This is a genomic window from Bradyrhizobium sp. WSM1417, from assembly GCF_000515415.1.
Classification (GTDB): domain Bacteria; phylum Pseudomonadota; class Alphaproteobacteria; order Rhizobiales; family Xanthobacteraceae; genus Bradyrhizobium.
On record NZ_KI911783.1, the window covers coordinates 7,634,876 to 7,647,103 of the forward strand.

Annotated in this window: 12 protein-coding genes and 2 pseudogenes; 8 read left to right on the plus strand and 6 right to left on the minus strand. The window is 62.5% G+C overall.

Annotation, left to right across the window (positions count from 1 at the left end; translation table 11 throughout):
- Positions 1 to 302 precede the first annotated feature (302 nt).
- The 4 genes and pseudogenes from istA (at position 303) to BRA1417_RS44565 (ending at position 4,209) form a co-directional block, all read left to right on the plus strand.
- Positions 303 to 1,853, plus strand: a complete 1,551-nt coding sequence (gene istA / locus BRA1417_RS0137355; RefSeq protein WP_084462430.1) for an IS21 family transposase — start codon at positions 303 to 305, stop codon at positions 1,851 to 1,853.
- On the plus strand, positions 1,850 to 2,662 hold the full coding sequence (istB, locus tag BRA1417_RS0137360) for an IS21-like element helper ATPase IstB (protein WP_027520171.1): 813 nt from the start codon (positions 1,850 to 1,852) through the stop codon (positions 2,660 to 2,662). The genes istA and istB overlap by 4 nt, the downstream gene beginning before the upstream one ends.
- A 1,153-nt stretch (positions 2,663 to 3,815) precedes the next feature.
- Positions 3,816 to 3,944: pseudogene (locus tag BRA1417_RS45885) on the plus strand (DNA ligase); the annotation flags it as partial.
- 82 nt (positions 3,945 to 4,026) lie between these two features.
- On the plus strand, positions 4,027 to 4,209 hold the full coding sequence (locus BRA1417_RS44565) for a hypothetical protein (protein WP_027520172.1): 183 nt from the start codon (positions 4,027 to 4,029) through the stop codon (positions 4,207 to 4,209).
- Here the strand turns inward: BRA1417_RS44565 and BRA1417_RS0137375 are convergent.
- From BRA1417_RS0137375 to BRA1417_RS0137400, 3 genes are all read right to left on the minus strand, one after another.
- On the minus strand, positions 4,206 to 4,397 hold the full coding sequence (locus BRA1417_RS0137375) for a hypothetical protein (RefSeq protein WP_027520173.1): 192 nt from the start codon (positions 4,395 to 4,397) through the stop codon (positions 4,206 to 4,208). The genes BRA1417_RS44565 and BRA1417_RS0137375 overlap by 4 nt on opposite strands.
- Positions 4,398 to 4,837: 440 nt before the next feature.
- Positions 4,838 to 5,023 carry a hypothetical protein gene (locus tag BRA1417_RS41515; RefSeq protein WP_035969060.1) on the minus strand — a complete coding sequence of 62 codons (186 nt, stop codon included), beginning with the start codon at positions 5,021 to 5,023 and terminating at the stop codon, positions 4,838 to 4,840.
- 1,152 nt (positions 5,024 to 6,175) lie between these two features.
- The gene (locus tag BRA1417_RS0137400; protein ID WP_027520174.1) at positions 6,176 to 6,481 is read right to left on the minus strand and encodes a hypothetical protein; all 306 of its coding nucleotides are present in this window, start codon (positions 6,479 to 6,481) and stop codon (positions 6,176 to 6,178) included.
- Positions 6,482 to 7,173: 692 nt separating this feature from the next.
- Between BRA1417_RS0137400 and BRA1417_RS0137405 the strand changes: the two genes are divergently transcribed.
- Complete coding sequence (locus tag BRA1417_RS0137405; RefSeq protein ID WP_027520175.1) at positions 7,174 to 7,533, plus strand: response regulator transcription factor; 360 nt, start codon at positions 7,174 to 7,176, stop codon at positions 7,531 to 7,533.
- A 529-nt stretch (positions 7,534 to 8,062) separates the two neighbouring features.
- Positions 8,063 to 8,692 carry an NYN domain-containing protein gene (locus BRA1417_RS0137415; protein ID WP_027520177.1) on the plus strand — a complete coding sequence of 210 codons (630 nt, stop codon included), beginning with the start codon at positions 8,063 to 8,065 and terminating at the stop codon, positions 8,690 to 8,692.
- Positions 8,693 to 8,772: 80 nt separating this feature from the next.
- Here BRA1417_RS0137415 and BRA1417_RS45890 read toward each other — a convergent pair whose 3' ends face one another.
- On the minus strand, positions 8,773 to 9,021 hold the full coding sequence (locus BRA1417_RS45890; RefSeq protein WP_084462433.1) for a hypothetical protein: 249 nt from the start codon (positions 9,019 to 9,021) through the stop codon (positions 8,773 to 8,775).
- Between the two features lie 426 nt (positions 9,022 to 9,447).
- On the opposite strand from BRA1417_RS45890, the gene BRA1417_RS0137425 reads away from it, so the two are divergent.
- Positions 9,448 to 10,236, plus strand: coding sequence for an alpha/beta fold hydrolase (locus BRA1417_RS0137425; RefSeq protein ID WP_027520179.1), 789 nt, complete (start codon positions 9,448 to 9,450; stop codon positions 10,234 to 10,236).
- On the plus strand, positions 10,237 to 11,385 hold the full coding sequence (locus BRA1417_RS0137430) for a PAS domain-containing sensor histidine kinase (protein WP_027520180.1): 1,149 nt from the start codon (positions 10,237 to 10,239) through the stop codon (positions 11,383 to 11,385).
- Positions 11,386 to 11,540: 155 nt separating this feature from the next.
- Here BRA1417_RS0137430 and BRA1417_RS41520 read toward each other — a convergent pair whose 3' ends face one another.
- Together BRA1417_RS41520 and BRA1417_RS0137440 are read right to left on the minus strand one after the other, a co-directional pair.
- A complete protein-coding gene (locus BRA1417_RS41520) occupies positions 11,541 to 11,765 on the minus strand; it encodes a hypothetical protein (RefSeq protein ID WP_051448451.1) in 225 nt (74 codons plus the stop codon).
- Positions 11,766 to 11,862: 97 nt separating this feature from the next.
- A pseudogene (locus tag BRA1417_RS0137440) lies at positions 11,863 to 12,210 on the minus strand (transposase); the annotation flags it as partial.
- Positions 12,211 to 12,228 lie beyond the last annotated feature (18 nt).

Consider the following 12,228-nt stretch of genomic DNA (forward strand, 5'->3'; position numbering starts at 1 on the left):
CGGAGAACCGGTGCTCGAGCCGGTGGATGTGGCCGGGTTCGTCGAGCTGCTCTTCGTTGTGGGCGCGCTGGTCTGGTTAGACGCGGTGGTGTGGTTATCAGAGCTGTAGAAAATCGCGGCGATACCCGCGATCATGACAATTGTGTCGCGCGGCGATCAGGATGGAAGAGCGCGTCAATCAAGGTGAGAGAGTTTCGCCGGGCTCGTGACGAAGGGAGGGCGTAGCCCGACCGGAGTTACGAGCCCGGCGTCGGCGCGATCCGCTAGGGACCGCGCCGACTGGTGATCGCGGCCGGCAGGTTATGCAAGTGGTTCTTCCGCCAAGAGGAATCACTCGCTTGCCCGGCCGACACATCACAGATCACCAAATGAGGCTCTACATGAAGAACCGTCAGACCGACAGCCCGCCAGTGGCGGCGGCCAAGGCATCATTCAGTGCGGCGACCGCTTATCGGATCGAGAGAGATCCCCGACTTCCGTCGCAAAAGAAGGCTCCCCGCGGCCGGCGACGACCGGACCCGTTGAGCGAGGTGTTCGAGACCGAGATCGTCCCGATCCTGAAGTCGGCACCTGGCTTACGCCCGGTCGCGGTCTTCGAGGAGATGCTCCGACGTCATCCTGATCTCGGCACCGGTATCCGTCGTACCCTGGAACGTCGTATCCGTGCCTGGCGGGCGATCCATGGCGAGGAGCAGGAGGTAATCTTCCGCCAGATCCATGAGCCTGGCCAGCTCGGCCTCTCCGACTTCACAGACATGGGCGAGTTGGGTGTTACGATCGCGGGCGCACCGCTGGATCATCGTCTCTATCACTTCCGTTTGGCCTATTGCGGCTTCGGGCACGCTCACGTCGTGCTTGGCGGCGAGAGCTTCGTTGCCCTGGCCGAAGGCCTGCAGAATGCCCTCTGGTCGCTCGGTGGGGCGCCGCGGGAGCATCGGACCGACAGCCTGTCGGCCGCATTCTGCAATCTCGATCGCGATGCACGGGATGATCTGACGCAGCGATACGAGGCCCTTTGTGCCCATTACGGCATGCGGCCTTCCCGCAACAATCGAGGCGTGGCCCACGAGAATGGCTCGATCGAAGGGCCCCACGGTCATCTTAAGCGAGCAATCGCGGACGCCTTGCTGCTGCGCGGAACCGTCGACTTCGACGATCTTGCCACCTATCGCGGCTTCATCGATGAGATCGTCAGCCGCCGCAATGCCCGCAACGCCAAGCGGATCGATAGCGAGCGCGTGGTATTGCAGGAGCTGCCCGATCGCCGCACCTCCGACTACGAAGAGGTGATCGTCCGCGTGACGTCTTCGGGCGGCTTCACCCTGCGCAAGGTGTTCTACACGGTTCCATCGCGCCTGATCGGTCACCGGCTGCGGGCACGGCTCTACGACGATCACCTCGACGTGTTCGTCGGTGGCACGCATCTCCTTACCTTGCCGCGCGGGCGGCCGCATCCCAACGGCAAGTACGACCAGGTCGTCGATTATCGGCACGTGATCCATTCCCTGCGGCGCAAGCCAATGGCGCTGCTCAATCTGGTCTATCGGGACAGGCTGTTCCCGCGCGAGGGCTATCGAAGAACCTTCGACCGATTGCGCGAGCGCTTACCGGACAAGAAGGCCTGCCGGATCATGGTCGATCTCCTCGCGCTCGCTCATGAGCGCGGCTGCGAGGCCGAGCTCGCCGATCAGCTCACGGCCGACCTTGACGCCGGCCGACTTCCCGAACTCAACCGGCTGCGCGCTCACTTCGCTCCTGACCCCGCCCACCTGCCGAACGTCGTGGTGCAGCTCGCGCCGCTTGCCACCTACGAATGCCTCATTGGTACCGCCGAGACCGGAGGTGCCGCATGAGCGTGGCCAACACCGTTGATACCGCGCGCCTCAATCTGTTGCTCAACGAGCTCCGCCTGCCAGCCATCAAGGTGCTGTGGGCGCAATTTGCCGAGCAATCCGACAAGGAAGGTTGGCCGGCGGCCCGCTTCCTGGCCACCATGGCCGAGCACGAGATCGCCGAACGCGGTCGCCGGCGCACCGAACGCCATCTCGTCGAGGCCAGGCTGCCAGCCGGGAAGACCTTCGACAGCTTCGACTTCGAGGCCGTGCCGATGATCTCGAAGGCGCAGGTGATGGCGCTCGCCGCCGGTGACAGCTGGCTGGGCAAGGGCGCCAATTTGCTCCTGTTCGGGCCGCCCGGCGGCGGCAAGAGCCACTTGGCGGCAGCTATCGGCCTGGCCCTCATCGAGAACGGATGGCGCGTCCTCTTCACCCGCACCACCGATCTCGTGCAAAAGCTCCAGCTGGCTCGCCGCGAGCTTAACCTCGAGGCCGCCATCAACCGCCTTGATCGCTTCGATCTCCTGATCCTAGATGATCTTGCCTACGTCACCAAGGACCAGGCCGAGACTAGCGTGCTATTCGAACTCATCAGCGCACGCTACGAGCAGCGCTCGATGCTGATCACCGCCAATCAGCCGTTCGGCGAATGGAACAAGGTCTTCCCGGACCCCGCCATGACGCTCGCCGCCATCGATCGTCTCGTTCACCACGCCACCATCGTTGAGATGAACGTCGAGAGCTATCGCAGACGCACCGCGCTCGACCGAAAACGCGGTCCGGGACGGCCGACCTCGCACGCGACACCCAAAACCGTCGCTGATTGACGCTCCGCGACAATCAGAGTTCAACAAAACTCTTGCGCACGACAATCTGCGCGGCAATCATTACTTCGCCGCGACACTGACTCGCCATCCAGATTGCCGCGCCTTCCCATCCAGATCGACGCGCTACACAATTGCGACAACCACCCAGGCTATTGGGCTGCTCCGGTAGTTCTGATCTCGACTGTTCATGATCCACTCCTAACCCCGCGAGCAAGAGACCCTGCATCCGCTGCACTAATAATGGTTTGAAAGAAGCTGCCGAGCAGGGACTCAGCAGCCCTCTTTCGTGTCGGTCACGAGGCAAAAGGTCACCGACCAGTTGGATCCTGGCTCGCGCCCGGACGAACCCTTTGCGGGCCACCCTGGCCGCTGCTCGTTCCGCCGCTGTTTGCGCCGGCGGCGCTAGCTCCAGCGGGCGCCAGGCGCGTGGGCGAAGCCGATCGAGGCACCCGCAAGCATGGCGCACATCGCCACCGAGAAAATTGTCTTTCGCATATCGTCAACTCCGTTTTGCGGTTGTGTTCGTCAACCGAAGCTAATTGCCGCCCTTCCTAAGAGATGACGCTAAGCTTGATCTGTGCGGCCTTATCGGGCGCCGCTGAGATTTTTTTTGGCGCGCGCCCAACCCGGCTCCAGCAACAGCACCTCGGTTCGTGCAAGCCACGACATACTCATGCTCGGCGAGAGCACTCCGGTCCCCCGTAGGCGCTTGGGCGCGGCGCCCACGGCGCCCGGCTGCCTATCTGGAGCTGTGGGGCATTGGCAGCCGGGCCGAGTGGGCATTCGAGGAAAGCCCACGCGCTCGCTCGACCACGCCGGTGCCGTGCCGTTCCTGCGGAGCGCACGATCATTGCTCCGAGTTTCGGTGGGGCGCTTCCCCGCAGCGCGCCTCCATCACCAACTCCAGCCGGCTCGCGAACCGCACGACGGCCAGAGCGTCCTTGGCCTTTTCCGGACGTCGAAAAAAAGCGGCCCCTGCGTCGGGGCGCGCAGGAGCCGGGGTCAAATACTCCGGTTTGCAGGGGGGCTTGAAGCCGGAGCACCGTGACAACGGCGTGCATTGCCGCTTGTTCCCGACTCGCATAATGCGGCAAAACGCCGATCTTTTCGCAGATGCGTATGGCCTACGAGCTTTGCTTGGTGACCGCCGTCAAGCAGGTCCCATCCGTGGATTGCCGAAGCGGCGCTGAAGAACCGCCAGAAGCATTTTGTGGTCGACGGTGAGGCCGTGATTTTGGGTGTCGACGGCGGGTCCGATTTCAATGCGCTTCACTCGCGCAAGCCATGTGCGCTCGCCGCACAAATCTGGCGTTCGATCTTGGCGCGCCGTATGATGCACCCGTGAGTGCACGCGAGGTACAGCCATGACCACAACGGAAGCCATGAAGCACATCCATACGATCACGAAGGATGCGCATCTGCTCCCCGACAGCCAGCGCCTGCTGGTACTCGATCGGATAATCCAGATTTGCCTGAAGGCATCACTCACTCTGGCCGAGGATGCCAGCCTGTCATCCCAGCGTCCGCCTGTGCATTCGCTGAACTAGACCTGGCGTTCCTCTTCTGGTGGCTCGCTTGGAGCCGGAAGCCCGTACTTCTCTGCGCGCTGCGCCGCGAGCCTGCGATAAGCCTTGGCTTGCTGCTCGAACTGCGCCTTAACCTCCGGGTTGCTTTCCTCGGCGGCCATGCGCTCAAAGGTGAGCGCGTGCTCTAGGTATTCGTTCAGTAGCTTCATCGTGGCTCCCCAATGGGCCCGCCCATCATGCCGCTACATAAATCGATTCAGACGGCTGCCCATTAACCGGAAGACCCCGGGGGAGGCGGTGCATTTTCATTTCGAAGATTTTGAAACCTGGGTGGGCCGCTGTTCCAGAGCAGCGGCCCTTCACTTTAGGACCCTCTGGAGCGGCTTACGCTCAGCCCGCGTCAGGAGGCTTTTCTCAGAAGGGCCTCGCGCTCGGCACCCGCAGGGAGCTGTGCAGCCTGCTTTTTGAGCTTGGCGGCCAGACTTGCCACCCACGACACCCTCCTTGCGCAGCGGTGGATTGCTCCTAAGCGCAAGGAACGTAAGTTCAGTTCCGAACGAGGACGAACTTAGCCTTGCCTCCTGTTACCATGGCTGGCTGCCATCTTCGTTCAACTAGGGTTGAACAAATGGAAACTGCAATTCAGGCGTTACGGCACCTTGCCGACGAATGTGAAAACCGCACCAAGCTCGCTGCTGATCAGGACAACAAAGTCACTCTGATCCTCTTGGCGATGGACTGCCATTGGCTGGGGGGGAAAGCTGAGCGGTTCAAAGCGGCTCGCTTGGATAGATCCGCTTGAACTGAGACCAATCTGGTTAGCAGTGTCGTCCATTCAGCCGGCTTGCTTAGTGCCGTTCCCAAAGGTGGAGGGCCGCTGCTCTGGAACAGCCTTCGAAATGAAATGCTCAGCCTGCTAGGGCCTATCGTAAGCTCGCAGCGTAGCGCGCAGAGCAGTACGGATTTCCAGCTCCAAGCTTGCCTCAGCCACCAGAAGAGGAATGATAGCTCTAGTGCAGCGAATGGTGCGAGGGCATGGTGCCGTTCCCGGCCTCAGCGAACTTGCAACACACCTCGACGATCCCCGGCGAGGACCACCCGGCGCTGCTTCTCAGGAAGCAAATGCGCGTCAGTGGCTAGCCCTTGGATCTGCTTCAGGGCTTCCGCCGTGGTCATGGCAGCACCTCGCGTGCACTCAGGCGGCATCATACGGGGCGCGGGTTCGGATGCCAATTTTGACCGGATTCTTTTTGGGCATCTAAGCTAACGCGAGCCCGTTTCCCAAGCGCGGTCGCCGCATCGCTTCTGCTCGACCGGCCGTCAGCGCCCTCCGCGAGGCGGCTTACAGCATCAGCCAAGCCATTCCAGCAATCAGAACCAAAAAACCGGTGAGCGCCGTCACCGCAAACCCATACTCAACTCTGTCCATGACCGCCCCTATACGCACCATCAAAATGATGCCTTACGCCGGGACACCTGAACAGCACATTTGTGAATCGGCCGGGTCAGAAATCGCTCCGCAGTACGAAGCCGCACCAGCGCCTCGCGCTCAGATCAGCACGATCATCGCCGCCGAGACCGCCGCGACCAGGAGAAGTAGGCCCGCGATGATGATGCCGAGCCAGACCACTTGCATGGCGGGCAACTAAGGGCGGGCTGAAAGGTTCCTCGGCGCCACAGCTGCGGCCCGCGGCGGTAGCAGACTGCCGCTGATGGTGGACGCTCATGGCCGCACCAGGATCAGGTCGTCGAGCGAGGCCGTCCGTGTAGCCGTAGCGGTGCTTGATCTCGTCACCGGCCATAAACATCGGCGGCCGGGTGTCCTGGAAGTCCAAGACCATGTGGACCACGACGTATTCGCCCCTCCCATTCGCTGGAGTACTTCGCCGTCGGTGCCACGGTCACGCGGCTGCCGAGCTGGATCTCGCAGACGGCGATGATCTGGCGGAGCAGGCGTCCCGCTTGGTCACCGCGTTCATGGCAGCTCCTACGGCCGCTCGGCCTTGAGCCCCTGGAGGATCCGCCACCACAGGCCGGCGGCGCTCTCGCATTCCGAGACGGGTGGCACGACGTCGAGACCGTGTTTGGGCTGGAGCATGTTGCCGATGGCCTTGTCCTCGGGCCAGCTGGCGCCGTGGTCGAGGCACTTCAGCACGTACGGCGAGGGCAGCTCGACTTGGTTCTTCATCGCGTCGAGAAGCTCGTACTGGAAATCGAGCGCGTCCTGCAGCTCGCGACGGAGCTGGTCGGGCGACAGTCGGTTGATGTAGTTCTCGTCGACCCACTTGCTCATAGATGATCTCCAAGGTTCCGCTGAAACTCGCGCAGGAAAGCGTTGGCATCGTCGAGGTCGGCCGGCAACTTCGTTGCCCTACAGCGAGGTCCGGCGGATCATGCGCCGGTCGTTGCCGAGCTGCTCAAGATCTTTAGTTTAGCTCGCCGAGGTTTTGCAGGTGTTGCGTCATGTGCCATTTGTGGAATTACGGATTTCATAGCAACCGAGGCGTTCGCGCAGGGGCACAACTGCCTGCATCAGGCGGGGTTACGCGCAAGATTTTGTCGCAGGTTGATGGACATGTCCCGGGTTATGCGACGATCATCATGGATGTGACCACAGAGGCGGGGGTGCCCGTTGCACGTCATACGCATCCGGGCATCGAGTCGAGCTACGTCCTGGAGGGAGGACGAGGCGAGGCCAAGGCGAGTACGGACAGGCAGCCTATTGCCAAGATCGTCTTCATGACCCTTCTCCGAGTTGCTTGTATCCGGAGATCAAGTCGCCTGGAGGAGGGCCGTTCCGGACCGGATGGCCGATGCTCGCTGATTACCGCGTACGCACGCACCCCGCTTCCCAGACGCCCCCTCGCCCATCCTTGATTCAAAAGACCCGCTCGATCGGCCGACCGGATCGGGGATGCGGGAACGGTCCAAAGCTTCGGTAGTTCGCAGAATGGCATCAGATGTGAGGTTTCGAGGAGGATTCAGTTGCGAATACTCGTCGTCGAGGACGACCTCCTCATACGCGAATTCGTCGTGGAGGCTCTGCGGGAGGAGGGCTACGAGGTCATCCACGCGGCCAATGGCGAAGACGCGCTGGAATGGTGCGGGAAGCGGGTCGCCGACGTGCTCGTCACCGACGTCAGGATGCCAGGGCGCGTCGACGGCTGGCAGATCGCCGAGCGTTGCCGCGAGCAGGATCCCGACCTCCCGGTGATCTACACGAGTGGCTTCTCGCCCGTCGCGCCGCGCCCCGTGTCCGGCAGTCTGTTCCTGCAAAAGCCCTATGATCCCGCGGAGATCGTCAGAGCCGTGAATACCATGGCCAGGCGAGCTTCGCCGAGTTGAGGGGAGAGCCGTCTGGGGAGATCAGTCCAACGCTAATGCGTTGTCTGTTGGCCTTCGATCATGCGTCTGGATTCGCGCGACCAGACGACTCGAAACGGGCGGCTCCCGGCAGCTGCGGCCGGTAGGCGGAAGCGAGCAGCATCAGAAACAGCGCGCGATCTGCTTGGTACTTGGCCGCCACCCGACTGCCCTCCGCCCCCTGCATGACCGGACGGCCCTCAGTCGTGCAGAGACACCATTGAAACGTGCGGCGGCGTTGGCTCAGGTGAATCTCAAAAAGCGGGAGCTGATGCGGCATGACTCTCGTTTGTCTTTGCTTGGCGGCCGAGGTTCAGTGTTAATGAAAAAGGCTTTGATAGCTCTAGGCATTGGAGATAGCTTCGTATCCGGAGCTCGGATTCCTGCTCGGTTGCACGGAATGCGAGTGAGCGGCGGGCCAAGGCCGTCCCGTACCCCAACTCCCATCGCTTGAGCAAACCATTCGCCGGACGGGAGCGATGCTTCCGATCGGATCATTCAGGCTGCCCACATGTCGCCTTCGCCCAGTAGGATCGCCCTCTTCATCGACGGCGCCAATCTTCACGCCACCTCCAGGACGCTCGGCTTCGACGTCGACTACCGGCGCCTTCTGAACGAATTCCAGAGCCGGGGTACCCTGCTCCGCGCCTTCTACTACTCGGCCATCGTGGAGGATGAGGAATTCTCCTCGATCCGGCCGCTGCTGGATTGGCTCGATTACAACGGCTACACCGTCGTGACGAAGCCCACCAAGGAATTCGTCGATCCCTCCGGAAGACGCAAGGTCAAGGGCAACATGAACATCGAACTCGCGGTCGATGCCATGGAGCTCGCCGGCAAGCTCGACGAGATGGTCCTATTTTCCGGCGACGGCGATTTCCGCTCCTTGGTCGAGGCCGTCCAGCGTCGTGGCGTCCGGGTCACGGTGGTCTCGACCATGGCCAGCCGGCCGCCGATGGTCGCCGACGAGCTGCGCCGCCAGGCGGACGTCTTCACCGACCTGGTGGAGCTGCAAGCCAAGATAGGCCGGGACCTGTCCGAGCGCCCGCCAGCCCGCGAGCGCGGCGACGTCCGTGGTACGCCGCTGCGGCGCACCACCGCGGCGCCGCCGCGTGCGGAACCCGACGAACTCATTCCGTAGGTCATGGAGCTCACCAGCCCTGCGCGCGAAATCGCAGGGCGCTTCTTGGGCGCCCCTTTCCGCACTCGACCGAGCTTCGATCATGAACTCTTCGCGCCGCTCTCCTGGCTCGGCCTCCTGTTCGGCTGCGATGGCCACATCGTGGGCGCCTCGCCCAGGGCCCTGCGACCGACCTGCTTCAGGTTCGACATCGCGGTCTCGCCACGGGTCGCGGCTTCGAGGATTTTCGAGGCGACGTGCGTGCGAGCGGTGGTCTCACGGCGGCAAACGTTCTGGCAGACCTCCTCGAGAACTGCGGGCAGCAGCGCGGTGGTTTCGGCATCGAAGATCGGAGATCTCCCCCAGCGATGCAGCCATGACGCCTAGAATTTCCCAACCTGAGATTCACGCAAGTTATGGCGACCAAAAATCCGCAGGGCGACTAAAGCCGACCGAAATGAGGTGGCCCCGATTCTTGGGGGCTGGGGCTTGGCCGCGCCAGGATGGAGCTCGCTCGTGTCGCGCGTGAGAACGATCCAACTTGCTTGATCCTTTACGTGTCCGGAGATAGCGCGCATCGGTGGTCCGTCAAGGGCGTGCCGCAAAGCGTCATGTTGGCCAAACCCTTTGGGCCCGTGCAATCGGTGGAGGCCACGTCAGGTCTCCTCACCCGCCTGCGTTCGTTCCCATCCTAGAAAAACGAATGCGCTGCGGCCACTTTGGCCCTAAGCTGCCTCAAAATAATAATCCACGCCCCACGCGAAAGGGTGGTCTAGGTGTCCGTCGAATTCCGAAATAACGTGCAGGTCCGCGGCCGCGGTGAGCGGGCCATGATGTTCGCCCACGGCTTCGGGTGCGACCAGAACATGTGGCGCTTCGTGGCGCCGCCGTTCGAGTCGGATTTCACCACGGTGCTATTCGACCACGTCGGAGCCGGCCGTTCGGACCTCACCGCTTACGACCATCGAAAGTATTCGACGCTGTCCGGCTACGCCGATGACGTCGTCGAGATCGGCCGCTCGCTGCGCCTGAAGGATGCCGTATTCGTGGGGCATTCCGTCAGTGCGATGATCGGAGTGCTTGCCGCGGTCAACGATCCGACACTCTTCGAAAGCTTGGTGCTGGTGGGGCCTTCGGCGCGCTACATCGACGATGGCGACTATGTCGGTGGCTTCAGCGCGCAGCAGATCGAAGAGCTTCTTTCGTTTCTGGAGGAGAACCACATGGGATGGTCGGCGCAGATGGCTCCTGCCATCATGGGCAACCCCGACCGGCCTGAGCTTGGCGCGGAACTAACCAACAGCTTCTGCCGTACTGACCCCGCCATCGCCAAGGAATTCGCCCGGGTCACCTTCCTCTCCGACAACCGCGCAGACCTGTCCAAGGTCAAAGCGCGCACGCTGATTCTCCAGTGCAGCGAAGACATCATCGCTGGGCAGCAGGTCGGTGCATACGTCCAACGCAACATCCCGAATAGCGAACTGGTCGTTCTGAAGGCGACCGGCCACTGCCCGAACCTGAGCGCCCCCAAAGAGGTCGTCGCCGCAATCCGAGATTTCGTCTGAGTGAATAACAATCATCCTGCCGATACCGATTTCGAAGACCTCTACGAAAACGCGCCCTGCGGGTACCTCTCCGTTCGTCCGGATGGCCGCATCGATCGTGCCAATCGGACTCTTGCGGACTGGACGGGCTACGCGCCAGATGACCTGCCCGGGATGCGGCTGAGCGATCTCCTGAACATGGCGGGGCGCATATTCCTGGAGACGCACGTGGCTCCGTTGTTGCGCATGCAGGGCTTCTTCGACGAGTTCGCGCTCGATCTCCTTACCAAGAGTGGTGCACGGTTGCCGGCGATCGCCAACGCCCGTGAGCGGCGGACCGATGCCGATGCGCTCCTGTTCACGCGTCTTACGATCATGCGGGCTGCCGACCGGCGCCGGTTTGAGCGCGGGCTGATCGACGCCCGAAAGGAAAGCGAGGAGCTCAAGACGGCTCTGGAAGAGCGCCTGCGACAGGAGCGTGAAAATGCCGAACTGCGCGAGCAGTTCATCGCCGTCCTCGGCCATGACCTGCGTAATCCGCTCGCATCGATCGCGGCCGGCGCACGTCTGATGCTCAAGGCCGAGACGCCGGAGGACGCGCTCCGGCTCGAGGCCATGATGCAGAGCAGCGTGGGCCGCATGGCCAAAATGATCGAAAGCGTCATGGACCTGGCTCGGGGCCGCCTCGGGGGAGGAATTTCGCTTTCGAAGGCCATCACCGCCATCGAGCCCGTGCTCGACCACGTCGTGGCGGAACTGGCCGCGGCCCATCCGGATCGCAGCATCGAGACTCATTTCGAGGTCGAGACACCGTTCTACTGCGATCCGGCCCGCATCGCCCAGTTGCTCTCTAACTTGCTCGGCAATGCAATCAGTCACGGGGCACCGGACCGGCCTGTGCGTGTCGATTCAAGTGCCGGCGGAGGACACTTCGAGCTCTCGGTGGCTAACAGCGGGGTGGCCATTCCGGAAGAGGCGCGCAAGCGCCTGTTTCAGCCGTTCTATCGGGGAGAGGCGCACGGGCCCTCGCAAGGGCTCGGACTTGGCCTCTACATCGCAGCCGAGATTGCCAGGGCCCATAGTGGCTCGATCGAGGTTACTTCGTCCGAAGCGGAGACCAGGTTCACGTTCCGCATGCCGCTCCAATGGGAGGGGGCGCTGCGCCCCTAGCCGTCAGGAGCGGTCGCACCGCGAGAAGACTGGGCCAGCCCGCCTAGGCGGCGCGAATAGCCCGGAGTACCAGGCCCTCTGCAGCTGATTGGCCCCTGCTTAGCGAGGACGGTGACTTCGGCGCTTTGGGGGCGTCCGGCGCAGACAGGCGATGCTCAGCAATCAGACAGACACTCCGGGCAGGTATCGCCGATGGAGCCAAGGACGCCGTGGATCTCGGCGGCGGCCTGCGCCGGGGACGAACTCTCGGGCGGATCGCGCCTGGCGATATCGAAGGCCCGTTCGCGCGCGTGCGGATCGGCGCGGTCCTTCGCCCAGCCGTGCTCCTCGCATTCGTGGATGGCGCCGGCCATCACGCAGCCTGCGCTGAACCTGCTAATGTACCGACTCCAGGGGCGCGTCTACGACCACACGCTTAAGCAGCAGGCCTGCTCGAAAGGGGAAACCTAAACCGCGCCCGAAGAAGGAGCGCCCCAATTTGCCATTGTCCTTGCGGAAGTCAGCGATCGTCTTGAAATCCGGCGTCAGCTGACCGGTCAACCAAATCATCTCGATATTGCGCTGGCATTCCCGCTCCAAGCGCCGGCTCGACGGAACTCGATTGAGATAGCCGTAGATGTAAAGCTTGAGCATCGTACCGGGGTGATAGCTGGGTCGGCCCGTGTCGAATGGCTGGACGCCGATGAACCCGAGCTTGCCGAGATCGAGACTCTCGACGAACACGTCGACCGCTCGCACTGGATTATCCACGGTCACATAGTCATCGAGCGATGCCGGAAACAGCATGCTCTGCCCGCTATCCACCCCTTCAACAAAGCGCTTCATCGGACCTCCCCGCAAGTG